The organism is Nannocystis bainbridge, assembly GCF_028368995.1.
Classification (GTDB): Bacteria; Myxococcota_A; Polyangia; order Nannocystales; family Nannocystaceae; genus Nannocystis; species Nannocystis bainbridge.
Genome location: NZ_JAQNDL010000002.1, coordinates 1,238,049 through 1,261,721, shown reverse-complemented (window position 1 = coordinate 1,261,721; position 23,673 = coordinate 1,238,049). Strand labels below are relative to the sequence as shown.

The 23,673-nt window shown below is 70.8% G+C and carries 22 protein-coding genes; 9 read left to right on the top strand and 13 right to left on the bottom strand.

Features of this window, described 5'->3' with window-relative positions; translation table 11 throughout:
- Nucleotides 1-9: 9 nt before the first annotated feature.
- The 8 genes from POL25_RS22625 to cmk form a co-directional block, all read right to left on the bottom strand.
- Entirely contained in the window at nt 10-615 is a 606-nt protein-coding gene (locus tag POL25_RS22625; protein WP_272088216.1) for a chemotaxis protein CheW, read from the bottom strand.
- On the bottom strand, nt 612-1,178 hold the full coding sequence (locus POL25_RS22620; RefSeq protein WP_272088215.1) for a chemotaxis protein CheW: 567 nt from the start codon (nt 1,176-1,178) through the stop codon (nt 612-614). The genes POL25_RS22625 and POL25_RS22620 overlap by 4 nt, the downstream gene beginning before the upstream one ends.
- On the bottom strand, nt 1,168-3,360 hold the full coding sequence (locus POL25_RS22615) for a chemotaxis protein CheA (RefSeq protein ID WP_272088214.1): 2,193 nt from the start codon (nt 3,358-3,360) through the stop codon (nt 1,168-1,170). Before POL25_RS22615 ends, POL25_RS22620 begins: the two co-directional genes overlap by 11 nt.
- Nucleotides 3,357-3,740 (bottom strand): response regulator, encoded by a 384-nt coding sequence (locus POL25_RS22610; RefSeq protein WP_272088213.1) that lies wholly within the window; start codon nt 3,738-3,740, stop codon nt 3,357-3,359. The genes POL25_RS22615 and POL25_RS22610 overlap by 4 nt, the downstream gene beginning before the upstream one ends.
- 151 nt (nt 3,741-3,891) lie before the next feature.
- Nucleotides 3,892-4,395, bottom strand: coding sequence for a transcription antitermination protein NusB (locus POL25_RS22605; RefSeq protein WP_272088212.1), 504 nt, complete (start codon nt 4,393-4,395; stop codon nt 3,892-3,894).
- The gene (gene ribH / locus POL25_RS22600; RefSeq protein WP_276594179.1) at nt 4,388-4,915 is read right to left on the bottom strand and encodes a 6,7-dimethyl-8-ribityllumazine synthase; all 528 of its coding nucleotides are present in this window, start codon (nt 4,913-4,915) and stop codon (nt 4,388-4,390) included. Before ribH ends, POL25_RS22605 begins: the two co-directional genes overlap by 8 nt.
- 183 nt (nt 4,916-5,098) lie before the next feature.
- Nucleotides 5,099-6,811 (bottom strand): 30S ribosomal protein S1, encoded by a 1,713-nt coding sequence (locus POL25_RS22595; protein ID WP_272088211.1) that lies wholly within the window; start codon nt 6,809-6,811, stop codon nt 5,099-5,101.
- A 117-nt stretch (nt 6,812-6,928) separates the two neighbouring features.
- On the bottom strand, nt 6,929-7,639 hold the full coding sequence (gene cmk, locus POL25_RS22590; protein ID WP_272088210.1) for a (d)CMP kinase: 711 nt from the start codon (nt 7,637-7,639) through the stop codon (nt 6,929-6,931).
- 109 nt (nt 7,640-7,748) lie between these two features.
- On the opposite strand from cmk, the gene POL25_RS22585 reads away from it, so the two are divergent.
- The 3 genes from POL25_RS22585 to POL25_RS22575 all read left to right on the top strand — a co-directional run bounded on the left by POL25_RS22585 (nt 7,749) and on the right by POL25_RS22575 (nt 9,679).
- Complete coding sequence (locus POL25_RS22585) at nt 7,749-7,973, top strand: DUF4266 domain-containing protein (protein WP_272088209.1); 225 nt, start codon at nt 7,749-7,751, stop codon at nt 7,971-7,973.
- Nucleotides 7,958-9,106, top strand: coding sequence for a DUF3570 domain-containing protein (locus POL25_RS22580; protein ID WP_272088208.1), 1,149 nt, complete (start codon nt 7,958-7,960; stop codon nt 9,104-9,106). Before POL25_RS22585 ends, POL25_RS22580 begins: the two co-directional genes overlap by 16 nt.
- Before the next feature lie 363 nt (nt 9,107-9,469).
- On the top strand, nt 9,470-9,679 hold the full coding sequence (locus POL25_RS22575; protein WP_272088207.1) for a hypothetical protein: 210 nt from the start codon (nt 9,470-9,472) through the stop codon (nt 9,677-9,679).
- Between the two features lie 92 nt (nt 9,680-9,771).
- On the opposite strand, the gene POL25_RS22570 is transcribed toward POL25_RS22575, so the two are convergent.
- The gene (locus tag POL25_RS22570; protein ID WP_272088206.1) at nt 9,772-10,683 is read right to left on the bottom strand and encodes a cation diffusion facilitator family transporter; all 912 of its coding nucleotides are present in this window, start codon (nt 10,681-10,683) and stop codon (nt 9,772-9,774) included.
- Between the two features lie 189 nt (nt 10,684-10,872).
- Here POL25_RS22570 and POL25_RS22565 point away from each other — a divergent pair, with 189 nt between their 5' ends.
- From POL25_RS22565 to POL25_RS22555, 3 genes are all read left to right on the top strand, one after another.
- Nucleotides 10,873-11,622, top strand: coding sequence for a hypothetical protein (locus POL25_RS22565; RefSeq protein ID WP_272088205.1), 750 nt, complete (start codon nt 10,873-10,875; stop codon nt 11,620-11,622).
- 141 nt (nt 11,623-11,763) lie between these two features.
- The gene (locus POL25_RS22560; protein ID WP_272088204.1) at nt 11,764-13,395 is read left to right on the top strand and encodes a Y-family DNA polymerase; all 1,632 of its coding nucleotides are present in this window, start codon (nt 11,764-11,766) and stop codon (nt 13,393-13,395) included.
- Nucleotides 13,396-13,407: 12 nt separating this feature from the next.
- Nucleotides 13,408-16,656: an error-prone DNA polymerase gene (locus POL25_RS22555; protein WP_272088203.1), complete on the top strand. Its 3,249-nt coding sequence runs from the start codon at nt 13,408-13,410 to the stop codon at nt 16,654-16,656.
- A gap of 317 nt (nt 16,657-16,973) precedes the next feature.
- On the opposite strand, the gene POL25_RS22550 is transcribed toward POL25_RS22555, so the two are convergent.
- The 3 genes from POL25_RS22550 to POL25_RS22540 all read right to left on the bottom strand — a co-directional run bounded on the left by POL25_RS22550 (nt 16,974) and on the right by POL25_RS22540 (nt 19,238).
- Entirely contained in the window at nt 16,974-17,360 is a 387-nt protein-coding gene (locus POL25_RS22550; protein ID WP_272088202.1) for an AgmX/PglI C-terminal domain-containing protein, read from the bottom strand.
- A gap of 16 nt (nt 17,361-17,376) precedes the next feature.
- Nucleotides 17,377-18,090, bottom strand: a complete 714-nt coding sequence (locus POL25_RS22545) for an OmpA family protein (protein ID WP_272088201.1) — start codon at nt 18,088-18,090, stop codon at nt 17,377-17,379.
- Between the two features lie 227 nt (nt 18,091-18,317).
- Nucleotides 18,318-19,238, bottom strand: coding sequence for a hypothetical protein (locus POL25_RS22540; protein ID WP_272088200.1), 921 nt, complete (start codon nt 19,236-19,238; stop codon nt 18,318-18,320).
- Between the two features lie 168 nt (nt 19,239-19,406).
- Between POL25_RS22540 and hxsA4 the strand changes: the two genes are divergently transcribed.
- The 3 genes from hxsA4 to POL25_RS22525 are packed head-to-tail and all read left to right on the top strand — an operon-like array spanning nt 19,407 to nt 21,599.
- Entirely contained in the window at nt 19,407-19,670 is a 264-nt protein-coding gene (gene hxsA4, locus POL25_RS22535; RefSeq protein ID WP_272088199.1) for a His-Xaa-Ser repeat protein HxsA4, read from the top strand.
- Complete coding sequence (gene hxsC4, locus POL25_RS22530) at nt 19,639-20,691, top strand: radical SAM protein HxsC4 (protein ID WP_272088198.1); 1,053 nt, start codon at nt 19,639-19,641, stop codon at nt 20,689-20,691. The genes hxsA4 and hxsC4 overlap by 32 nt, the downstream gene beginning before the upstream one ends.
- Before the next feature lie 26 nt (nt 20,692-20,717).
- The gene (locus tag POL25_RS22525; RefSeq protein WP_272088197.1) at nt 20,718-21,599 is read left to right on the top strand and encodes a hypothetical protein; all 882 of its coding nucleotides are present in this window, start codon (nt 20,718-20,720) and stop codon (nt 21,597-21,599) included.
- A gap of 334 nt (nt 21,600-21,933) precedes the next feature.
- Here the strand turns inward: POL25_RS22525 and thrC are convergent, their stop codons facing one another.
- Nucleotides 21,934-23,292: a threonine synthase gene (gene thrC / locus POL25_RS22520; RefSeq protein WP_272088196.1), complete on the bottom strand. Its 1,359-nt coding sequence runs from the start codon at nt 23,290-23,292 to the stop codon at nt 21,934-21,936.
- Between the last annotated feature and the right edge of the window lie 381 nt (nt 23,293-23,673).

Here is a 23,673-nt window from a genome sequence, read left to right as displayed (position 1 = left end):
CACCCCGCGCTACCTCCCCCCCGTGCGCAGCAGCGCATCGAGGTTGATCACAAAAACCATGTCGTCGCCCGCCTGTCGGTCTTCCACCGGCGTTGGTTGTCCCACCGCCGTCGGCGTGTGTCCTCGTCGGTCGCCGCCGACCAGCGGCTGGCGGCGATTCTCCGAGCGTTCGCGGTGTCGATGGGCCCGCGAAACCCCGCTGAAGATATTGGTATCACCGCTGCGATCGAGCTCCGGCCGCAGCATCGACGGCGCCGGTCGCAGGCCGCCCGCGGGCACCCGCAGCTCGCCCAGCACGCGGTCGACCTTGAGGCCGGCGATGCGCCCCGCCACGCTGACGATGATCAGCTTGTTGAGGTGGTCGATGGCCGGATCGATCGTCACGCGGAAGCGTCGCCGCAGATCCACCACGGGGATCACCACGCCGCGCAGCTGGATCACGCCCTCCACGATCTCGGGCGCGTACGGCACCGGGCGGATCGGATACGGGCGGGCCTGGATGACCTCTTTGATCCGCATGATCTCGATGCCGTAGAGGCCCGTGCCGACGTAGAAGCCGGCGACCTTGAGGTCCTCCTCGGCGGCGCTGGAGCGACCCTCGCGGACCTCCGTCACGAGCGACCCTCCTCGTAGACCGTCACTTTGACGAAGTCCTTGGCGTCGAGGAGCGCCGGCAGGTGGAGGATGATCACCAGATCCTTGCCGTTGCGACCGAGCGCGCGGATGTACTCGGCGCGCGTCCCGGTCAGCCCGCCCGGCTTGTCTTCCATCGCCTCGGGCGGGATCCGGATCACGTCCATCACCTCGTCGACCACCAGCCCGTACGGCTCGTCGTTGAAGTGCACGATCAACACCCGCGCCGCCCGACCGCGCTCCGCCGGGCGCAGGCGCAGGCGGCGGGCCAGATCGATGACCGGCATGATGCGGCCGCGGACGTTGCCGATCCCGAGCAAGAAATCCGCCGTGCGCGGCACGTGGGTGGTCTGGAAGACCTTGCTGATCTCCTCGATCTCGTGGATCGCCAGCCCGTAGACCTCGCCGCTGACCCGGAACGTCACGTACTGCTGCAGGTCCTGCCGGACCTCGCGCTTGTAGCCGTGCTCGTAGTCCTCGTCGGTGACCACGACCTCGCCGCTGCGCAGCAGCGCCTGCCACAGGTCTTCGCGCTCACCGGACATGCCCGCCTCCGAGGTTGTAGGCCACGTCCGACTGGCGCACGCCCTCGTCGACCAGCCGGCCGACGTCGAGCAACAAGACCGTGCGGTTGGCCCCGAGCTCGGTCGCGCCGGCGATGCCGGGCACGTTGCGGACCGCGCTGCCCAGCGGCTTGATCACCACGTCCTGCTGGCCGAGCAGCTCGTCGACCACCAGACCCACGCGGTGCTGCGCCAGCCCGACCACCACCACGTAGAGGCGGTTCGGATCGCGGTAGTTCTTGTTGAGCGGCCTCAGCCCGAACAGGCGCGACAGCTGCAGCAGCGGCAGCGTGCGGCCGCCGAGCGTGATGACCTCGTGGCCCTCGACCGTCCCGATCTCGCGCGTCTCGACCATGATCGACTCGAGCACCGAGTTGAGCGGGATGCAGAACGTGTGCCCGGCCGACTGGATCACCAGCGCCTGGATGATCGCCAGCGTCACCGGCAGCGTGATCGAGAAGGTCGTCCCGCGACCGAGGTCGGTGGTGACGTCGATCATGCCCGACAGGCGGGCGATGTTGGTCTTGACGATGTCCATGCCGACGCCGCGGCCCGACACCTCGGTCGCCGAGTCGCGGGTGCTGAAGCCCGGCTGGAAGATCAGGTTGACCGCCTCGCCCGGGGTCAGCGACACGGCCTCCTCGGCGTTGAGGAGGTTGCGGCGGACCGCGACGTCGCGGATCCGCATCCAGTCCATCCCGCGGCCGTCGTCCTCGACCTCGATGACGACGCGGTTGCCCTTCTGGAACGCCCGCAGCTCGATCTTCCCGCCCGGCAGCTTGTCGAGCGCCACCCGCTCGACCGCCGGCTCGATCCCGTGGTCGATGCAGTTGCGGATCATGTGCATCAGCGGGTCGGACAGCTCCTCGACGATCAGCTTGTCGAGCACCGTCTCCGCCCCCGAGATGACGAGCCGGATCTCCTTGTCGAGGTCGCGGCTGAGCTTGCGGACCACCCGGGCCAGCTTGTCGAACACCTGCCCGATCGGCACCATGCGGACGTCGAGGATGCCCTGCTGCAGCAGCGCCAGCTTGCGGTGCATGTCGCGGATCTGGACCCGCAGCTCGCGCGACACGTCGGCGCTGTGATCGAGCTGGCGCAGCTCGTCGAGCACCCCCGTCAGGTTGGCCTGGACCAGGCCCAGCTCGCCGACCAGGTTCATCAGCAGGTCGAGCCGGCGCAGGTCGACCCGCACCGTCTGGCTGAGGCTGCGCAGGCTCGCCTCGCTCGAGGCGACGACGGCCGGATCGGGCTCCTCGGTGGTGGTCACCACCGTGCGGGAGGTCGTCGGCCCGCTGGCGCGCGGCGGCGGCTCGGCGCGCCTGGATGGCCCTTCGGACATGACCGGAGGAGCAGGTTTGGCAGCGGACGGCAGCGGCGCCAGGCGGCCGGTCGAGGGCACCGGCGGCGGCGCCTCGGCCGCGGGCGTGAGCCGATGGACCGCCACGTCGGGGTTGGCCAGCGCCCCGTTGATCTCGCCGAGGGTGCCCTTCGAGCCGAGCAGGATGTCGAGCTCGATCGCGTCGTCGGACGAGCCGTCGGCGCTGGGGAGGTAGGTGATGACCTCCCCGTAGCCCTTCATCTTGTCCTTCAGCTGCTCGAGCCCGACATCGATCTGCATGATGTCGAACTTGGCGTGGACCCGGTACAGGTTGCGCCCGGCCTTGATGTTCTCGCGCAGCCGGTGCTCCTCGTACTCGGTGAGCACGCTGAGGATGTTCTCGCCGACCCACTCGAGGCTGTCCTGAGGGCCAGCCGACTCCGCCTCGCGCTCACCGAGCTGGCGCAGCCGCGTCAGCACCGGCTCGGTGTCGACCTCGGACCCGCCGCCCTCTTCGCCCTGCGGCGCCAGCAGGCGGCCGAACACCTCGATCGCCTCGAACAGCACGTCGAGCACCGGCCGCGACAGATCGAGCTTGCCGAGCCGCAGGCTGTCGAGCGTGTTCTCGAGGCTGTGCGACAGCCCGCCGATGGCCGACGCGCCGAACAGACCGGCCAGACCCTTGAGGCTGTGGATCGCCCGGAACGCCGCGTTGATCAGGTCCGGCTCCGGACCGCTCCCGCGCGACTGCGCCTCGAGCTCGAGCAGCGTGCGCGAGAAGGTCTCGATGATCTCCTGCGCCTCGGCGATGAACTCGGTGGCGTTCTGGTCGATGCTCGTCAATCCGCGCCTCCGAGCTCGCGCGCCCGCGTCACGGCCTCGAGCAGGCCCGCCGGCGTGAACGGCTTGGTGATCACGACCTGCGCCCCGGCCTGGCGCGCCCGCTCGAGATCGCCGAGCCGGCCCTCGGTGGTCATCACCACCAGCGGCGTCCGCGAGTAACGCGGCTGCTCGCGCACGGCCCGGATCAGCTCGATCCCGCTGAAGTCGGGCATGTTGACGTCGAACACGAACAGGGCGTAGTCGCCGCGAGGCAGCAGGCGTATGGCCTCGAAGCCGTGCCCGACCTCGTCGACATCGAAATCACCGGTCGACTCCAGGACCGAGCTGACGAAGGTCCGCATCGCCGCGGAGTCATCGACGACCAGAGCGCGGATCGGCATCTCGGCCAGTATACGCCCGGACGCCCGTCCCCTTTAACACCATGCGTGGGCCGCGATTGCGCTCACCGGGCCGGACAGCTGTACGGTCACCGGGCATGCGCCAAGTCCCCACGCGTGACCGCAGGACCCCGCCCGTCCCCGAACCGCGGGCCTAACCGTCCTCGCGGGCCTCGCGGACCTCGCCGCGGAGCTTGCCCGCCAGCGCTTGCGCGACCCCGTTGACGAACGGCGCGCTGCGCTCGCTGCCGTAGCGGGCCGCCAGCCGGACCGCCTCGGAGACGATCACCACACGTGGCGTTTCGGACAGGCCGAGGCTCTCGGCGCCGACCAGGCGCAGCACGTTGCGGTCGACGCGGTCCATCCGCGCCAGCCGCCACGACCGCGAGGTCGCCTCGATCGCCGCGTCGATCTCCGTCGCCCGCTCGCTGTTCACAGCCAGCAGCCGGCGCGCGAACTCGACGACCTTGGGATCGGCCACCCAGCCGCGCAGCTCCTGGCCGCCGTCGCCGGCCTCGGCCGGCACGTGGGCCCAGAACAGCTCGAGCGCCCGCGCGCGCTCCTCGGGCCGATACGACTCGAGGTGACACAGCGCCAGCAACGCGACCTCCCGGCCCTGGGCCCGCTGCGGGTGCCGCGGCGGCTTGGCGTCAGCCACCGGCGGCCTCGGTCTGGGCGTCGCTCGCCCCGCGGTTTGCGATCTCGCGATAGAGGCGGACCTGCTCGACCGCGGCCATCGCCGCCTCGGCGCCCTTGTTGCCCGCCTTGGCGCCGGCGCGGTTGATCGCCTGCTCGAGCGTGTCGGTCGTGAGCACGCCGAACGTCACCGGCACCTCGAACGCCAGCGCCATCTGCGACACGCCGCGCGAGCACTCGGCCGCGATCAGATCGAAGTGCACGGTGTCGCCGCGGATCAGGCAGCCCAGCGTGATCACGGCGTCGTAGCTCCTGGCCGACAGCACCTGGCCGACGACCATCGGGATCTCGAAGGCCCCCGGGCAGCGCACCACCGTGATGTCCTCGGCGCGGGCCCCCGAGCGCACCAGCGCGTCGACGGCCCCCTCGAGCAAGCGCTCGGTGATGAAGCTGTTGAACCGGCTGACGACGATCGCCAGCCGCAGCCCCGATGCGTCGAGCGTGCCTTCGATCGTCTGCACCTTCGCCAGAACCTCGGCCATGCCCGGCGGCTTACCCCGACTCGGGGGAGCGATCAAGCGCCGTCGCGCACGCCGCCGCAAACAGCGAAGGCCCCGTCCGCCCGCGGAGACCGCGGATCGGACAGAGCCTTCGATGTCGGCCCGGCGGCCGTCAGGGCGCCGGGAGCTCACACGCCCCGCGCCGTAGCGCGGAGCGAGCCGCGACTACGAGCGGTCGCGGAACTTGTTGGCGAACACGTCGCCGAGGGTCGCGCCGGCCTCGCTGGCGTTGGCGTAGCCCTGGGCGTCGGCGAGCTCGTCCTGGCGCTTGGCGCTCTTGATCGACAGGCCGATCTTGCGCTCGGCCGGGTCCATCTGGATGAGCTCCGCACGCACGCGCTGGTTCGGCTCGAGCACCGACCGGGGGTCCTCGATGCGCTCCTCGCTGATCTCCGAGATGTGGATCAGGCCCTCGATGCCCGGCTCGAGCTCGGCGAACGCGCCGAAGTCGGTGAGCTTGAGGATCTTGACCTCGAAGATCTTGCCCGTCGGGTAGTCGTACGGGATCCGGTCCCACGGATCCTGCGCGAGCTGCTTGAGGCCGAGGCTGATCTTCGGCTTCTCGCCCGAGTTGTCGATGTTCAGGACCATCGCGCGGACGCGGTCGCCCTTCTTGAACAGCTCGCTCGGGTGACGGACCCGCTGCGTCCAGCTGAGATCCGTGATGTGCACGAGGCCGTCGATGCCCGGCTCGAGCTCCACGAACACGCCGAAGTCGGCGATGTTGCGGACCACGCCCTCGACGATGGTGCCCGGCGGGTAGGTCTCGAGCACCTTGTCGTACGGGTTCTCCTCGAGCTGCTTCATGCCGAGGGAGATGCGGTTCTGCGACACGTCGATGTCGAGGACCACCGCGCGGACCTGATCGCCGATCTTGAGGATCTGCTTCGGGTTCTTGATCTGGCGCGTCCAGGACATCTCGGACACGTGGACCAGACCCTCGATGCCCTCCTCGAGCTCGATGAAGGCGCCGTAGTCCTTGATGCTGACGACCTTGCCCTCGACCACGGTGCCGGGGATGTAACGCTGCTCGGCGTTGACCCACGGATCCGCGGTGATCTGCTTGAGGCCGAGGCTGACGCGCTCGGAGTCCGAGTTGAACTTCAGGACCTTGACGCGAACCTTGTCGCCGACCTGGAACAGCTCGCTCGGGTGGTTGACGCGGCCCCACGACATGTCCGTGATGTGGAGCAGGCCGTCGATGCCGCCGAGGTCGATGAAGGCACCGTAGTCGGTGAGGTTCTTGACCACACCCTCGACGATCTCGCCCTCTTGCAGCCGGTTGAGCGTGTCGCTCTTCAGGTTGGCGCGCTCCGCCTCGAGCAGCACCCGGCGCGACAACACGATGTTACCGCGCTTCTTGTTGAACTTTATAATCTTGAAGTCGAAGTCCTTGGCGATGAAGGTGTCCAGGTTGCGGACGGGCCGCAGATCGACCTGGCTCCCCGGCAAGAACGCCTTCACGCCGCCCTGCAGCAGCACCGCAAGGCCGCCCTTCACGCGGGCCTGGATGGTGCCGCGGACCAGACCCTCGGCCTCGCACGCCGTCTGGATCTCGTCCCACACCTTGCGCTTGCGGGCCTTGTCCTTCGACAGGACCACGAGGCCGTTGTTGTCCTCTTGCGCCTCGAGGAGGACCTCGATCTTGTCGCCGACGCGGATGTTGATGCTGCCGTCTTCCTCGGCGAACTCTCGCAGCGGGACCTGGCCCTCTGCCTTGCAACCGACATCGACCACGGCGTACTCGCCGATAATGTCGACGATGGTCCCCAGGACGATCGTGCCTTCACGGATCTCCGGATTCTCCTGGGTGTTCTTCTCGAAGAGCGCCGCGAAATCATCGTCTCCGTCGGCGCGCAGGTTGTGTTGCTCTTGCATGTTCGGGTGAAAGTTCCTTCCGCCCCGCGTTGGCTCTTTGAGAGGAGCGGCCTCGTGGACGTGACCTGACGGACACGCACGACGCACGCCACTCTGGCCTACGCGAGCGGGGGGAAGCTAGGCGCTTTTGGGCGACCCGTCAACCGGCCCACCGGCGGCCCCGCCGGGCCCAGAGAGCCTGGACGTCACGGCGCGCACGATGGCGGCCACCACCGCGTCGGCGTCGAGATCGCTGGAATCGACGAGAACGGCGTCCTCGGCCCGGGCCATCGGGGCGGCAGCGCGGGACCGATCGCGTTCGTCACGCCGGTTCAGGTCGCGCAGGACGTCCGCCAGCGCGACGCCCTCGAGCTCGGCCTGACGTCGGGCGGCGCGGACGGCGTCGCTGGCCGTGAGGAAGAACTTGTGCGTCGCATCGGGGAACACCACCGTCCCCAGGTCGCGGCCCTCGGCCACGCAGCCGTCCCGGCCGAGGCGACGCTGGATCTCCAACAGACTGGCGCGGACCGCCGGCAGCGCCGACACCTGCGACGAACCATCGGAGATCTCCGGCGTCCGGATCGCCTGCGTGACGTCTCGCCCGTCGCACAGCACCCGCGGGCCGCCAGTCTCGCTGGCCGCCTCGAAGCGGATGGGCAGGCCCGCGGCCAGCGCCACCAACCCGGGCTCGTCGCTCCAGGCGATCCCGCGCTCGCGGGCCGCCAGCGCCAGCGTGCGGTAGATGGCGCCGGTGTCGAGCACCGGCAGTCCGAAGTGCTGCGCCACGCGGCGCGCGACCGTGCTCTTTCCTGCGCCCGCAGGCCCGTCGATGACGATCAGGAGGCCCATTCGCACGGGGGATAGACCAGGCGCGCCGCGCTGACAAGGGTGCCGCGCCGGCGAAGCCCGATCCGCGGGGCCTTGCTGCCGCGAGATTTCTGCGGCTAAGGTCGGGCCGATGTTCGCCGGACCCGCGCGCCTCGTCGCCCTCGTCCTCGCAGCCCTCGCTCTGCCTGCCGGCTGCGCCACGGTTCGTCCGTCCGAGCGCGAGGTCCTGAGCCGCCCCGAGATGAACCCCGCCGCCGAAGGCATGGAGGACAAGTTCCAGTCGCACGTCGAATCGGCGCGCGAAGGCGGGTTCGGCGGGCACGGCGCCGCAGGTGGCGGATGCGGCTGCGGCTAGTCTTCCTCGCCTGTTTCGTCTCGCTCCTCGTCGCCCGCGATCTCGCGGCCGAGGATCGCGTCACCGTGCGCGGCAACTACTACCGCGAGACCTCGACCCGGGTGCTCGCGCCGGTCGTCTACGTCGAGAAGGACCTCCCCGACGAGCGCTTCACGATCGGCGCCGAGTACCTGCTCGACTCCGTCACCTCGGCCTCGATCGGCGCCGGCGCGGCGGCCGTCACCGGCGGCGACTTCCTCTTCACCGAGTTCCGCCACGAGGGCACCCTGCGGGCCTCTGCGCGGCTCAAGGAGTGGTCGTTCGGCGGCTTCTTCCGCTACTCGACCGAGAGCGATTGGGTCTCGCGCAGCTTCGGCCTCGGCGGCGCGCGCGACGTCTTCAACCGCGCCGGCACCGTCAGCCTGCAGTACATGGCCAACCTCGACTCCGTGCTGCAGCTCTACGGCGGTCGGGCCATCCCGTGGACCGGCGGTCGCATGAACCTCGAGGAGATGTCCTCCGGGACAGGTGCGCGCCCTTCGAACCTCCTGCAGGTCCACTACCTCGGGCTCGGGTACACCCACGCCCTCACCCGCCGGCTGCTCGGCGGCGTGCTGGCCGAGGGCATCTATTCCAAGGGCCCGCAGGACAACCCCTACCGCAAGGTCCGCGACGGCCTCGACGAGTCGCACCCGCGCCAGCGCCGGCGCCTCGCCCTGAGCGGCTTCCTGCGCTACGCCGTGCCTAAAACCCCGCTCGTGCTCGAGGGTCGCTACCGCTTCTACGCCGACGACTGGGCCATCGTCGCCCACGCCCCCGAGGTCCGCGCTCACGTCCGCTTCCTCCGCCGCGTCGTCCTGCGCCTGCGCTACCGCTTCTACACCCAGTCCGGCGCCTACTTCTGGCGCGAAGACGGCAACTACGGCAGCGACACCATCTATCGCACCGCCGACCCGAAGATGACCAAGTTCCACTCGCACACCCCCGGCGTCGAGATGACCGTCGAGCTCGACGGCCTCGCCCGCGTGCGCGGGCTCCACTGGCTCAAGGGCGCGTGGGTGCAGGCGACGTACAACCACGTCTTCTACTCGGAGGGCTACCGCTTCGGGCCGTACGCCCGCCTCGGCAGCCTGGCCTTCTCCGTGCCGTTCTGAGAGCGCCCGCGATCGCTCGCGCGCTCACCTGTCTCTCGCGACAGCTCTTTCAACGGCCGAGCTCGCGCCGCGCGATCGCGGCAGCGTCGGCGCGCGCCCGATCGAACGTTGACACCCTCGCCCTCCCCGGAGAACGCTGGCCGCCCGGGCCGCGACCGGCTCGCGTGGAGGCCTCGGATGCACGACGACGATCTGGAGACGACGAACCCCGCCACGCCGTCCGGCCCGACCAGGCCCGATGAACCCGGAGCGACCTCGCCGTCCGCCACCTTTCCCTATAGACATGTCCCATTGGACATGTCCAAAGGAACCGGCCCGACGGACTCAGCGGAACCTGTCTCTTCGGACACATCACCTCAGCGAGTGACGCCCACGCACGTCCCATCGTCGCCCGACAGCCTGTCCAGCGCGCGCGAGAGCCTGCTCGGGGCCTACCGCGCCCTCCTCGACCAGATCCGCGACCTCGCCCGCAGCGAACGCAGCGACCGCGTCGCCCAGCTGGCCGAGGCCGCCGCCGCCCTCGTCGAGGGAGAGTTCGCGCGACGCCTCGTGTTCGAGACCGGCCGCGAGTGATGCTTCAGGCTCACGAAGCCTGACGCGTGCGAGTCACCGCCCCGCATGCTCGAGGCTCGTAGCGCCCCGTCCGCCGTCTCTCGCTCCGGCGCTCACGTGCGCGGGATGTCGGGCTCGACGAAGCACCACTTCACTTCGGGGCAGCGGCCGCGCAGGCGGGTCTCGAACTCATTGATCGTCCCCGCGACCTGCTCGACCGTCATCCCCTCGGCGAACCCCAGCTTGACCGCGACCAGCACCTCGCCGGGGCCTTGCTGCACCGTGATGAGCCGCAGCACGCGCGTGATCTTCGGGTCCTCGACGGCCAGCGCCGCGGCGGCCGCCGCGATCTCCGGATCGGCGGCCTCGCCGACCAGCAGCGACTTCACCTCGACGGCCAGGAACACCGCCACGCCGATCAGCACCGCGCCGATCGCCAGCGTCCCGATGGCGTCCCAGCGCCCGTCGCCCGTCACGCTCGCCATCAGCAGGGCCAGCAGCGCCAGGATGAGGCCGAGGCACGCCGCCGCGTTCTCGCCGAACACCACCACCAGGTCCGAGTCCTTGCTGTCGCGCAGGTACTGGAAGAACGGCTTGCCGCGGCGGCGCTTGTTCATCTCGCCGATGTTCTTCAGCGTCGCCCAGCCCTCGATCGCCAACGACAGCGCCAGCACCGCCAGGGCGACCTCCACGCTCTCCACCTCGCCCGCGTGGCCGAGCTTGTGGAAGCCCTCGTACAGCGAGAACACCCCGCCGCCCGAGAACAACAACAGCGCCACCATGAACGACCAGAAGTAGAGCGAGCGGCCGTGGCCGAGCGGGTGCTTCTCGCTCGGCGGTCGCCGGCTCATGCGCACGCCGAGCAGCAGCAGCAGCTGATTCCCGCAATCGGCCAGCGAGTGCAGCGTCTCGGCGAGCATGGCGCCCGAGCCCGTGATCATCGCTGCCACGCCCTTCGCCACCGCGATCAGCAAGTTGGCGACGAGCGACTGGATGATGTGGGCGGTCGAGCTGTCACCTGCCATCGATTGCCGGTTTTACCACGCGCTCACGCGCGCTTTTCTGACCTGTCCTTTCGAGCAGGTCGAGCCCGCGAGCACATCCGCGCTGCGCAGCCTCGCGCAGTGCGCCGGAACGCGCAGGTCAGTTCCGAGCGTAAGCCAGGACACACAAATTTCTTTGATTCTGATTGGATGTTCAGTAAACCTTGACGCATGACGGTCGTGGCGTTGAGGGGGGTCGAAGAGGAAGGCGTGGTGGATGAGCTGTCCGAAGGGACAGCTCCCGCAGACACCGAAAGCGCCGCTTCTCCCGCCTCCTTCGTCACCCTGGCCGCGCCCGGCAAGCTGATCGAGGTCTCGGGCGGGGCCGCCGGCGCGCGCCTCACCACCGCCGTCGCGCTGGTCCGTCAGGCCCAGCTCGAGGGCGAGACCACCGTGTGGATTCAGCCGGTCGGCGGGCCGCTGTTCCCGCCCGATCTGGCCGACTCCGGCGTCGACCTCGACTCCCTCATCGTCGTCCACATCCCCGAGGATCGCGGCGCCGCCGGCATCGCTCGCGCCGCCGAGCTGCTGCTGCGCTCGGGCGGTTACGGCCTGTGCGTCCTCGACCTCAGCGCCCCGCCGCCCGCCCGCGCGGACGCGAGCGACAAGATCCCGGCCACCGATCGCCCTGTCCCCGAGGGCATGTCCGTTCGGACCTGTCCTCGAGGACTGCACGGCAGCGCCTGGCAGGCGCGCCTGGCCGGCCTCGCGCGCGCGCACGGCTGCCGCGTCGTCCTCCTGACCCGCGGCTCGGCCCGGCGCGACTCGCTGGGCCCGATGGTCGGCCTGCGCCTCCAGCCCCGCCGCGAGCGCCGCGGCGCCGGCCTGTTCGCCCTCCGCCCCGACGTCCTCAAGCACAAGGGCGCCGCCCCGCGCCTCGCGGCCAGCGAGCTCCGCCGCGGCCCCTGGGGCCTGGCCTGACGCGCCCGCGCTCCGGTCCGCGCTTCAGTCCGCCGCGCGCTCGCGCTCCCCTGCGCCTTCGCAGCGCTCCGTTCGCCCCGCTCTCGCTCGCCGCGCTCCGCTCGTTCCTCCGCTCGCTCGCCTTTCAAGGCGCCGCGCCTCATGGCTCGTCCCTCCCAGCCCGCGCTCCACTTCCAAGCTCCGCCTGCGAGCCTCGGCAGCGCGCGCGCATCGGCACATGTCCCTGAGGACAGCCTCGCTCTCGACCCGCCCGCGCGGCTCGCTTGCGCCCACCTGCCCGCCTTTCCGCTGCAGGTCCTGCTGCGGCGGCGGCCCGAGCTGCGCGGCGCCCCGGTCGCCGTCCTCCGCCGCGAGGGCCCGCAGGCCGAGGTCCTGTGGGCCAACCAGGCCGCGCGGCGCCGCGGCGTCGCTCGCGGCATGCGCTGCGCCGCCGCCCGCGGCCTGGTGCCCGATCTCCACGCCGAACCTGTCCCCGAGGACATGCTCGACGAGGCCGCCGACGAGCTGCTGCGCGCGCTCCTGCGCCGCTCGCCGCGGGTCGAGCCGTGCCTCGATCCGCGCGGCGTCTTCTGGCTCGATCCCACCGGCCTCGAGCGGCTGCAGGGCGACCTCCCGACCTGGGCCGGCGGGCTGCGGAGCGACCTCCAGGCGCTCGGCTACACCGCCGGGGTCGCCGTCGGCTTCACCCGCTTTCACACCCTCGCCCTGGCCCGCCACGGCTCGCTGAGCGCCCCGCTCGTGCTCGCCAGCCCGGCCGAGGAGGCCGCCCGCGTCGGCGCCGTCCCGCTCGCCGCGCTCGACCTCGCACCTGTCCTTCAGGACACCCTCGAGAAGCTCGGGATCTCCACCCTCGGCGGCTTCCTCGCCCTGCCCGCCGCCGACGTGCGGACCCGCCTCGGCAGCGCCGCCGCCGCCCTCCACGCCCGCGCCTCCGGCCGCGAGCACGCCCCGCTGCGGCCGTCGCAGCCCGACGATCCGCCCGAGCTCGCGCTCGAGATCGACCCGCCCGACGACGACCGCGAGCGGCTGCTGTTCGCGCTCAAGGAGCCGATCGCCTGTCTCTTACGCCAGGTCTGCAGCGGCGGCGACGCCCTCGTCGAGCTCCGCCTCACCCTCGAGCTCGACCACGAAGATCCCGCCGTCACCACCGTCGAGCCGGCCGCCCCGCTGCAGGCCGAGCCCGAAGATCTGCTGCAGCTGCTCGACCTCCTGCGCCTGCGCCTCGACGGCCTCACCCTCGCCGCCCCGGTCAAGCGCGTCGTCCTCGTCGGCCTCGGCGCCCGCGCCCGCGCCGAGCAGCTCGCCCTCCTGCGCGGCCGCGGTCGCGACCTCGCCGCCGCCGCCCGGGCCCTCGCCCGCGTCCGCGCCGCGTTCGGCGAGCAGGCCGTCACCCGCGCCAGCCTGCGCTCCGCCCACCTCCCCGAGGCCAGCTTCGCCTGGGAGCCCGTGTCCGACGTGACGTGCCCGATCGTGCACGACCTCCCGGCCAACCATCATGAGGCCCTGGCCGCCCCGCCGCTGTGCCGGCGCCTGCTCCCGCGGCCGGTCCCGCTGCCGCGCCGCGACGAGGCCGACGAGCACTGGCTGGCCGCCAGCGGCCTGGTCCGCGGCGCCGTCGTGCGCATGGCCGGGCCGTACCGGATCAGCGGCGGCTGGTGGGCCCGCGAGGTCGAGCGCGACTACTACTTCGCCGAGACCGCCCACGGCGACATCGCCTGGCTGTTCTACGACCGCCCGCGCGACCGCTGGTACATCCACGGGATCCTCGACTGAGAGAGCCGGCCGATGACCGTCCGCGCCGCCGCTCTGTGGGTCAAGAGCAACTTCTCCTTCCTCGAGGGCGCCTCGCACCCCGACGAGCTGGTGAACGCCGCCCACGCCAGCGGCCTCCAGGCCCTCGCGCTGACCGACCGCGACGGCATCTATGGCCTCGTGCGCGCCCACGTCGCCGCGCAGAAGCTCGGCCTGCCGATCGTCTGCGGCGCCCAGGTCACCATCGGCGACCCCGACGACCTGCTCGGCGTCGCCCCCGAGGCCCCGCCCGACGAGCCCGAGGAACATGCCCCTTCGGACATGCCCGATGCGGCAGGTCCGATCGCACATGCCCGATCGGGCATGTCCAAATCACCAGCCTCGAATTCACCGGCCCCCAAGCAGGACCGCCGCGGTCGCCCGGCCCAGCGGCCTCGCCCCGTCGCCCCGCCGCCCGGGCGCCCGCTGCTGCTGCTCGCGCCGACCCGGGCCGCCTACGCCGACCTGTGCCGCCTGCTGTCGCGCGGGCGCATGGCCTGTCCCAAGGGACATAGCCGGGTCCGCCTCGCCGACCTGCCCGATCACGGGCGCGAGCTGGTCGCCCTCGCGCTCGACCCCGACATGCTGCCGGCCCTGCGCGAGTCGTTCGCGGGCCGCCTCTACGCCCTCGCCGCCCGCCACCGCGTCGCCGCCGAGGCCCCGCTCGAGGCCCGCCTGCGCGCCGTCGCCGAGCGCCTCGAAGTCCCCGTCGTCGCCGGCACCGAGGTCCTCTACCACGACGCCGCCCGCCGCCCGCTGCAGGACATCCTGACCTGCGTGCGCCGCAACGTCAGCCTGGCCCAGGCCGGCACGCACCTGCGCGCCAACGCCGAGCACGACCTCAAGTCGCCGGCCCAGCTGGCCGCGCTGTTCCGCGACGATCCGGCCGCGCTCGCGCGCACGCTCGAGGTCGCCGAGCGCTGCACCTTCTCGCTCGCCGAGCTGCGCTACCGCTACCCCGGCGGCGAGCTGCCCGACGGCACCTCCGGCTCGGCGTGGCTGCGCGAGCTGACCTTCCGCGGCGCCCGCGAGCGCTACCGCGGCGACATCCCGCCGGCCGTGACGGCCCAGCTCGACCGCGAGCTCGCGCTCATCGAAGAGCTCGACTACGGCGGCTATTTCCTGACCATGTGGGAGCTGGTGCAGTTCTGCCGCGCCCAGCAGATCCTGTGCCAGGGCCGCGGCAGCGCCGCCAATTCGGCCGTCTGCTTCTGCCTCGGCATCACCGCGATCGACCCCGTGCGCATGGACCTGCTGTTCGAGCGCTTCATCAGCCGCGAGCGCGCCGAGCCGCCCGACATCGACCTCGACATCGAGCACGAGCGGCGCGAGGAGGTCATCCAGCACGTCTATCAGCGCTACGGCCGGCACAACGCCGCCATGGTCGCGACCTTCATCCGCTACCGCCCGCGCTCGGCGATCCGCGACGTCGGCAAGGCCCTCGGCGCCGCGCCCGACCTGCTCGATCGCGCCGCCAAGCTGCAGAGCGCCTGGAGCTCCGAGTTCGACGTCGCCATGCTCAAGTCCGCCGGCGTCGACCCCGACATCCCGCTCCACGGCCACCTGCTCCGCCTCTCGCGCGAGATCCTCGACTTCCCCCGCCACGCCGCCACCCACCCCGGCGGCTTCCTCCTCGGCCAGGACCCGGTCGACACCCTGTGCCCGATCGAGCCGGCGGCGATGGTCGGGCGCACGATCGTGCAGTGGGACAAAAACGACGTCGAGGACCTCGGCCTGTTCAAGGTCGACCTGCTCGGCCTCGGCGCGTTGGCCCAGATCCGCCGCGCCCTCGAGCTCGTGCGCGTGCATCACGGCCGCGAGCTGACGATGGCCACCATCCCCGCCGAGGACCCCGCGACCTACGCCATGCTGTGCCAGGCCGACACCGTCGGCGTGTTCCAGATCGAGAGCCGGGCGCAGATGGCCATGCTGCCGCGCCTGCGCCCCAGGACCTTCTACGACCTCGTCATCGAGGTCGCCATCGTCCGCCCTGGCCCGATCCAGGGCGACATGGTCCACCCGTACCTGCGCCGGCGCAGCGGCGAGGAGCCGACCGTCTACCCGCACCCCAGCCTCGAGCGCGTGCTCGCCAAGACCCTCGGCGTGCCGCTGTTCCAGGAGCAGGTCATGCGCCTCGCCATGCTCGCCGCCGACTACACCCCCGGCGAGGCCGACCAGCTGCGCCGCGACATGGCCGCCTGGCGCAGCCCCGGGCGCATCGAGCCGCACCACGACCGGATCGTCGAGCGCATGGCCGCCAAGGGCATCGACCGCGAGTTCGCCGAGCGGGTGTTCGCCCAGATCCGCGGCTTCGGCGAGTACGGGTTCCCCGAGAGCCACGCCGCCTCGTTCGCCCTCATCGCCTACGCCACCGCCTGGCTGCGCCGCCACTACCCCGCGGCCTTCACCTGCTCGCTGCTCAACGCCCAGCCGATGGGCTTCTACCACCCCTCGACCCTGGTCGCCGACGCCCAGCGCCGCCACGTCGAGGTGCGCCCGATCGACGTGCGCCGCAGCGCCTGGGACTGCACTTTGGAACATGACCCCGAGGACAGCTCGCAGGTCGCCTTGCGCATGGGCCTGCGCTACGTCAAGGGCCTCGGCGTGCTCGACCGGGCCGCGCTCGAGGGCGCACCGGGCCCTTACGCCAGCCTCGACGAGTTCGCCCGCCGCACCCGCCTGTCCGCCGCCGCGCTGCACGCTCTGGCCGAGGCCGGCGCGCTGGTCGGCTTCGGCCTCGACCGCCGGGCCGCGATCTGGCGCGTGCGCGGCCTGGCAGCCGCCCGCGGCGACGCCCTCCCGCTGCCCGAGGCCGCCCCGCCGCCGGCCCAGCAGACCCTGTTCACCCCGCTGACCGCCGGCGAGGCGATCCTCTGGGACTACCGCCGCACCCACCACAGCACCCGCGGCCACCCGCTGTCCGAGTGGCGCCCGGCCCTGCGCCGCCTCGGCATCGAGGGCGCCGCCGCCGTCGCTCGCCTGCCCGGCGGGACCCAGATCGACTACGTCGGCGCCGTCACCTGCCGCCAGCGTCCGCCCACCGCCGGCGGCGTCACCTTCTACACGCTCGAGGACGAGACCGGCATGCTCAGCATCATCGTCTGGGCCAGCGTCTACGAGCGCTACGGCCTGATCGGCCGCACCGCCCAGATCCTCGGCGTCAGCGGCCGCCTGCAGCGCGAGCAAGGCGTGCTGCACCTGATCGCCGACGCGCTGTGGGACCCCCGCGGCGCGCTCGGTTGACGTGTCCCCCAAGGTCATGTCCAAAGAGACATTTCTCTTCGGACATGTCTCAAACCGCATGCCCTAAAATGCATGTCCTCAAGACCATGCCCTGAAGGACATCTTATTCCAAACCCAACCATCCCGGCCGCGGCTCGATCCGAGGTCCGCCGCTCCTGGCGGTCTGCGGCGCCCCATCTCAGCCGCGGCGCGCTCGGTCGACGTGTCCTAAAGGCCATGTCCTCATGGACATTGCTTGATGGACATATCGCCTCCGCCGCTCGCGAACACGGCCGCCGGGGCACGCCCCGACGGCCGCGAACGCCACGCCGGTCCGCTCAGAGCTGGACCGGCGGGTTGGCCTTGAACGTGTACTTGTACGAGGCGATGCCCTCGCGGCGGTCGACCGGGTCGAGGACCAGGCCGTCGACGGCGCGGACGATGCACGACTGCAGCGCCTCGGGCGCCTGGGTGCCGGCCGGGTCGACGGCGACGTCGTAGAGCCGCCCGGTCTTCTTCTCGACCTTGAAGCGGACCAGGACCTCGCCGCTGACGCTCTGGTCGTCGACCAGGGCCTGGTCGTAGCAGGCCTTCACGGCGCTGTTCTTGGTCTCGAGCACCGAGCGGGTGTCGGCGCGGTAGGTCTCCGCGTCGCGCTTGACGCCGGCGCAGGCGGTCGTGACCGCGGCGACCAGCAGGGAGCAGAGGATCGTGGAAATGCGCATGTTCGTGGCTCCCTCTTTACTTGGTGGCCTTGGCCGGGTCGGCGGCGGGAGCAGGCGCGGCGGCACCACCCTCGGCCGGCGTCTCGGGCGACGGGTTCTCGACGGTCGAGGTCGACTCCTCGACGATCTTCTTCTGGCCGGTCTTCGGGTCGATCTCGACCTTCTTCTTCGTCACGTCCTGCTCGATGATGTTGAACTCGACGCGACGGTTCTTCTCCTTGCCCTCTTCCGACGACTCGTCGGCGATGAGGCGGGTCTCGCCGTAGCCCTTGGCCGTGAACATCTCCTTGGGCAGGGCGCCCTTCTTCACGAAGTAGTCCATGACCGCCTTGGCGCGCGCGTCCGACAGCTTGAGGTTGTGCTTGTCGGTGCCCTCGCTCGAGGTGTGGCCCTCGATGGCGATCTTCTTGATGTGCGGGTTCTCCTTGATGACCGAGATGATCTCGGCCATCAGGCCGTCCGACTCGGGGCGGATCGTCGCCTTGTCGAGGTCGAACTGGATCTTCTCGTTGATCGAGATCTTGTTGTCCTCGACCACCACGCGCTTCGGCGGCTCCGGCTCCGGCTCGGGAGGTGGTGGCGGCGGCGGCGGCGGCGCCGGAAGCGGCGGCGGGTCCCCTACGACGGCCAGCGCCGTCGCGTCGTCGAACATGGTCGGCGCGCAGGCGGCAAGCTGCGTCGCGAACAGCGCGAGCAGCATCGGCAGGGTGAGGCGAGTTGTCCGAGACATTGGCATCTGAGTCTCCTCCGTGGGGGCCGCAGTGGCCCCCGGCGGCTTTTGATACACCGCCGGGACGGCCCGGGCGGTGAGTTTACGGCAGCTTTACCGACTCACGCCACTTCGCCATCGATCGCGCGAAAACCCCGAATTCCGCCGCGTTCTCGCCTTTTCCAGGGCCAAACGCTGATTTGACAGCGTAAACTGCGCGGGCCCCGGCCAAAAACGCCGGGGACCCCCTACTCGGGGATCCCGCAGACCCCGACGTTCTCGAACCCCGGCGGCGCCTGTCCCTCGCTGTACCAGGCGATGCACGACATCTTCTCGTCGAGCGCCTGACATGCGTCGTCGCCCTCGGACACGTCGCACCACGGCGAGCAGCAGTATGAGAACGAGCACTCGGGCACCAGCGCGTCGAACACACAGGCGAACCCGGGCGCGCACGACGACCAGCCGATGCACGTGTCCTGGAAGGTCGCTTCGGCCCCGCCCTGCACGACCGGCAGGCACACGAAGCCCGTGTTGCCGACCTTGATCGCGTCCATGTAGCAGCCCTCGCCCTCGGCGCAGTCCTGCAGCAGCGGGTCGCACTGCTTGAAGCAGTTGCCGAAGTCGTAGCCGAAGAACAGCTTAACGCAGGTGGTGTCGCTGCCCTCGCAGACCGGGTTCTGCGAGTCGCCGGTGCAGTACGGCAGGCAGAAGCCCGAGCCGTTGAAGTCGAGGTCGAGGCAGACCGTGCCGAGCTCGCAGTTGTCGTCGCCGAGGCCCTCGGGACCGACGTTGCACGGCTCATTGGCGGCCTTCGGGTTGTCGGGCACCGGCACGCACTTGATGCCCTCGGGGATGAACGTGTTGGGGCTCGCGTACGCGGTGCACTTCTCGTCGCCGGAGCAGTCCTGGTCGTAGATGTTGCACATGCCGCCCGCCGTCGGGTCGGTGGTCGAGCTGGTCGGCTCGCCGGTCGGATCGCCCGTGGTGGTCGTGTCCACGGCGGTCGTCCCCTGCGTCGAGGTCGTCGGCGTCTCGCCCGTCGTCGTGGTCGTCGCGCCGTCGGGCGCCGTCGGTACGCCGGAGCTGTTGGGCAGCTCGAAGTCGTCGCTGCAGCCGGACGTCGAGCCCGCGGCGACCAGGAGCGCGAGAGAAAGTACCCGAATCTGCATGCGTAGAGCCTTTCTGGGACGCTACGGGCGGGGCCCGTGCGGTGTCAAGTTGTCGGCAAAGCCGCTTCTGGAGCCGTTCGGTCGGTGCTACCGCCGCTTCGCACCGGCCCCGCGCGTTCTCACTGGTTCGTGCTGCGAGCCGCGCGGAGGTTCGGCTATGGTGCAGCCATGGCCGCCTCTGATCCTGACGAGCTCGTCTCCTTTCGCAAGAAGGCCAGCGCCGTGCTTGGACCCGAACACCGTGAGATCTCGGACAAGGCGCTGGAGTACGCCGAGACGGGCGTGCCGAGCGGCGACCTCGTCGCCGCGGCCACCTTCGCCCCCGGCGACCCCGGTCACGCGTCGCACGGTTCGCACGGCTCGCACGGTTCGCACGGCTCGCATGGATCGCACGGCTCGCATGGATCGCACGGCTCCCACGGCTCCTGGTGAACGCCCGTCCGCTGGCGGTGCGATCGAGGCGCGGATCGCCGGCAAGGCCCCGCGGGTGCATATCCTGACCGGCGCGGTGTGCAACAACAATTGCATCTTTTGCATGGAGGAGGACCGCGACGGCCGCTACGTCGTCAACTCCGCCACCACCGACGAGACCGTGCGCTGGATCCTCGGTCAGCACGACGCCTTCGAGGAGGTGTGCTTCACCTCCGGCGAGCCGACCACCAACCAGCGGCTGCCCGTCTGGGTGAAGATGGCCAAAGAGGCAGGTGCGCGCCAGATCAGCATGATGACCAATGGTCGCGCGCTCAGCTATGACCGCTACGCGCGCCTCTTGCTGTCCGCCGGGCTCAACAAGGTCTACGTCAGCATCCACGGCCACACCGCCAAGCTGCACGACGCCCTCACCCGCACCCCGGGCAGCTTCGAGCAGACGGTCGGCGGGATCGCCACGATCGCCCGCTACAAGCGGCTCGGCGTCGCGCTGCACACCAGCACCGTCGTCACCAAGCGCAACCTGCCGCACCTCCACGAGATCTACGTGTTCCTGCGCGAGCGCGGGGTCGACCAGGTCGTGTTCAACGTCATGCAGGCGAACGGCCGCGCCAACACCTTCTTCGACCAGCTGTTCCCGACCTACACCGAGATCGCCGCGGCCGCCGAAGGGTTCCTGCAGCAGGCCTCCGCGCGCGAGCGCCAGGTCCAGGCGTTCTTCGTCGACATCCCGCTGTGCACCACCACGCGGCTGCCCGATCACAACCGCGGCTACGTCGAGGACTACGTCCACTTCGAGCCGCCGGTGGCCGTGCACACCGACCTCATCCCTGCCGATCGCCTGGCCGAGCGGCGCTCCGGGCCCGACGGCGGGCTCGTCGCCGTGCGCCGCGCCGACCTCGACGACAGCGCCCGTCACAAGCGGCCCGAGTGCGCCGCTTGCCGCTACGAGCCCGTGTGCGAGGGCGTGTGGGGCAACTACCTGCGCCGCTACGGCTGGGACGAATTCGTCCCGGTGCCCTGACGCTCGCCCGCCGCCCAGCGCCGCGCATGCTCCTCGACGCCGCCACCGCGCCGCTGCCCCAGCCGGCCGGTCCCGACGCCGAGGCCGCTTTGCTGCGCCCGTTCATCGCCGCCTACCGCCGCCGCTTCGGCGTCGCGCCCGCGCTCGCGCGTGACGACCACGGCCTGCTGCTCCGCTTCCCCGCCCACGACACCCGGGCCCACGCCGCCGTGGTCGGGCGCGTCGACGTCCTCGGCGGTCACCCGGCCGTGCGCGCCTGGCTGCAGCGGCTCGGCTTCACCTGGGACGCGCGCGGCTTCGTCGACGGCGCCCCGGCCCCGGCCAGCCTGATCGCGCGGGTGCCCGACCTCGGCCCGCGCCCGCGCTACTATCAGGCTGTCTCTTCGGCCATGAACAAACGGACATGGCTCGAAGGCAACCTGCGGGGCGAGGTCCCGATCGCTCTCGGCGCCGGCACCTACTACACCGCCCTGGCCGCGGCCGCTCGCCTGCGCCTGCCCGAGCCGCGGCGCGTGCGGGCCGGCCGCGACTACCACTTCTTCGGCGTCCAGCACGACCTGAGCAAGCACCTGCTGCTCACGCACCGGGTCCCGCGCCCGCTCCTGCTCGAGCTTGGCCGCGCCCTCGGCGACGGCCTGCGTCGCTGGCACCGCGGGCCGCTCGTCTCGGCCCCGCTGCTCCGCTTCTACGAGAACGACCTGCTGGCCTACTGCCAGCAGATCTGGCGCGACCTCGCCGATCCGGCGCAGTTCGCCGCGACGTGCCAGTTGCCCGCCAACCTCGATCAGCTGTGGCGCGCCGCCGACGACCGCCTGCGCGAGTCCGCCGCTGGCCCGCAGCGCTGGCTGAGGGACGACGCCGACACCTGCCCGCGCTTCGTCATCACTCGCCCGCCCCGCGCGACATGAACATAAATGTCCTTGAGGACATGTCCGAAGAAACTTTTTAACGACATGTCCCGAAGGACATCATGAGTCTTCGCGACATGCCTCCAGCACAGCGTCGCGCGTGATTCGAAATCAGATGTCCCCCAGGACGCTTTCCGTCGACGCTGCCCGGGTTGACGTGCACCCCCGGGCTGCCCGACCATTGCCCGCGCCGGGCCGGCCGTGAATTTCGCGGGTCACCCGACCGCCTGATACAGCGAACCCGACGTTCTCCAGGGGTCGCCTCCGGCGCCGTATGGCTCGGAGCACCAGCGGTCACCCCCGCCAACCCTCGGAGAACTTCCAGGCGACTGTGCTAGCGCGTCCGCGCGTCGAGCACCCGGTGCAGGTCGGCCACCACCTCGTCGGGCTCGCTGCCCATCGCCACCGGCTGATTCGCGTACGTGCTGGCGAACCCCAGCTTGCCCTCGTGGTAGCGGGCCTTGAACTCGGTGAACTTGAGCCCGTGCGCCGTCGAGATCACGATCACGCGCTCGCGTCGACCGATCACTCCGCGCTTGGCCAGCTTCTGCAGGCACGCCAGCGCCACCCCGGTGTGCGGGCAGTTGAACATCCCCGAACGATCGGCGAGCGCCGCCGCGTCAGCGAGCTCCGCCTCGCTCGCCTCCTCGACCAGGCCGTCGCAGCGCTGCAGCGCGCGCACGGCCTTCGGCAGCGACACCGGCGCGCCGATCTGGATCGCCGAGGCCAGCGTCGAGCGGGCCTGCTGCGGCGCGTAGTCGGCCTCCGTCATCGGCCGGCCCTCCACCTGCGCGCGCGCGAACGCCAGGTACAGCGGATCGGCGTGCTGCGCCTGGCAGCACACGATCCGCGGCAGGCGGGCGACCACCCCGAGGTCGAGCATCATCTCGAACCCCTTGGCCAGCGCCGACACGTTGCCGAGGTTGCCGCCCGGGATCAGCACCCAGTCCGGTACCTGCCAGTCGAACTGTTGCACGATCTCGAGCGCCACCGTCTTCTGGCCCTCGACGCGCAGCGAGTTCATCGAGTTGGCGAGGTAGATGCTCGGGTCCTCGGTGAGCCGCTGGACCACGCGCATGCAGCCGTCGAAGTCGGTGTCGAGGCTGCACACGATCGCCCCGTTGGCGACCGGCTGGATCAGCTGCGCCGCGCTGATCTTGCCCGCCGGCAGCAGCACCACCACCGGGATCCCCGCGGCCGCGCCGTAGGCCGCCAGCGCCGCCGAAGTGTCGCCCGTCGAGGCGCACGCCACCGCGCGGATCGGTCGACCCTCGGCGATCGCCTGCTTCACCGCCGAAACCAGCACCGTCATGCCCAGGTCTTTAAACGAGCCCGTGTGGCTGATCCCGCACTGCTTCACCCACAGGTCGTCGAGCCCGATCGACTTGCCGAACCGCTCGGCCCACAAGAGGTTCGAGTTGCCCTCGAACAGCGACACCACGTTGCTCGGCTCGATCTGCGGCAGCACCCACTCGAGCTTCGACCACACCCCGCTGCCGTACGGCCACTGCGTCCGCCCGTAGCGCTCGTCGAACAGCCGCATCCAGGCCGCCGGCGAGCGCGAGCGCAGCGCCGCGTGGTCGTGCTGGACCTCGAGCAGGCCCGCGCACTGCGGACAGCGATAGATCACCTCGGTGAGGCCGAAGCGGCCGGGACAACCGCGAAAGCACTGGAACCAGGCGGCGTGGGTCACGCGCGCAGGATGCCACAACTCCCCGCGCCGAGCCGCGCCGTGATTGCGAGACCGAGCCAGCGAGACTGCCAGCCCGACCGGAGCCGCTCGCCGCCCGGGGCCGGCCGACGCGCATCCCGGGCCGCCGCGCACCCCCGGGCCCGAGGCGAGGGCCGCTAGCTCGCCGCTCCGCGGCTCTCGCTCGCGCGTCCCTTTCTGACCGGCTGGTGCCACTGCGGCATAGCTCAGCGCGCCTGCAGATTCACATGACCCATTCGACATGTTCCTATAAACATGTCTTATCAGCTATGTTTATTCAAACATGTCCTATCGCGCATGTCGTTTTTGCCATGTTCTTTACGCAATGGATCTCAGCGCATGTCGTATGGAAAATGGTTCTAC

What these genes read in the sequence shown, in the direction of transcription:
- POL25_RS22580 (WP_272088208.1), top strand. Translation starts at nt 7,958, where the DNA reads ATGCGGCTGCGGCTAGTCTTCCTCGCCTGTTTCGTCTCGCTCCTCGTC.
- POL25_RS22555 (WP_272088203.1), top strand. Translation starts at nt 13,408, where the DNA reads ATGACCGTCCGCGCCGCCGCTCTGTGGGTCAAGAGCAACTTCTCCTTC.
- POL25_RS22550 (WP_272088202.1), bottom strand. Translation starts at nt 17,360, where the DNA reads ATGCGCATTTCCACGATCCTCTGCTCCCTGCTGGTCGCCGCGGTCACG.
- POL25_RS22595 (WP_272088211.1), bottom strand. Translation starts at nt 6,811, where the DNA reads ATGCAAGAGCAACACAACCTGCGCGCCGACGGAGACGATGATTTCGCG.
- POL25_RS22585 (WP_272088209.1), top strand. Translation starts at nt 7,749, where the DNA reads ATGTTCGCCGGACCCGCGCGCCTCGTCGCCCTCGTCCTCGCAGCCCTC.
- POL25_RS22540 (WP_272088200.1), bottom strand. Translation starts at nt 19,238, where the DNA reads ATGCAGATTCGGGTACTTTCTCTCGCGCTCCTGGTCGCCGCGGGCTCG.
- POL25_RS22570 (WP_272088206.1), bottom strand. Translation starts at nt 10,683, where the DNA reads ATGGCAGGTGACAGCTCGACCGCCCACATCATCCAGTCGCTCGTCGCC.
- ribH (WP_276594179.1), bottom strand. Translation starts at nt 4,915, where the DNA reads ATGGCCGAGGTTCTGGCGAAGGTGCAGACGATCGAAGGCACGCTCGAC.
- POL25_RS22620 (WP_272088215.1), bottom strand. Translation starts at nt 1,178, where the DNA reads ATGTCCGGTGAGCGCGAAGACCTGTGGCAGGCGCTGCTGCGCAGCGGC.
- POL25_RS22610 (WP_272088213.1), bottom strand. Translation starts at nt 3,740, where the DNA reads ATGCCGATCCGCGCTCTGGTCGTCGATGACTCCGCGGCGATGCGGACC.
- POL25_RS22560 (WP_272088204.1), top strand. Translation starts at nt 11,764, where the DNA reads ATGGCTCGTCCCTCCCAGCCCGCGCTCCACTTCCAAGCTCCGCCTGCG.
- POL25_RS22545 (WP_272088201.1), bottom strand. Translation starts at nt 18,090, where the DNA reads ATGTCTCGGACAACTCGCCTCACCCTGCCGATGCTGCTCGCGCTGTTC.
- POL25_RS22525 (WP_272088197.1), top strand. Translation starts at nt 20,718, where the DNA reads ATGCTCCTCGACGCCGCCACCGCGCCGCTGCCCCAGCCGGCCGGTCCC.
- POL25_RS22565 (WP_272088205.1), top strand. Translation starts at nt 10,873, where the DNA reads ATGACGGTCGTGGCGTTGAGGGGGGTCGAAGAGGAAGGCGTGGTGGAT.
- hxsC4 (WP_272088198.1), top strand. Translation starts at nt 19,639, where the DNA reads ATGGATCGCACGGCTCCCACGGCTCCTGGTGAACGCCCGTCCGCTGGC.
- hxsA4 (WP_272088199.1), top strand. Translation starts at nt 19,407, where the DNA reads ATGGCCGCCTCTGATCCTGACGAGCTCGTCTCCTTTCGCAAGAAGGCC.
- cmk (WP_272088210.1), bottom strand. Translation starts at nt 7,639, where the DNA reads ATGGGCCTCCTGATCGTCATCGACGGGCCTGCGGGCGCAGGAAAGAGC.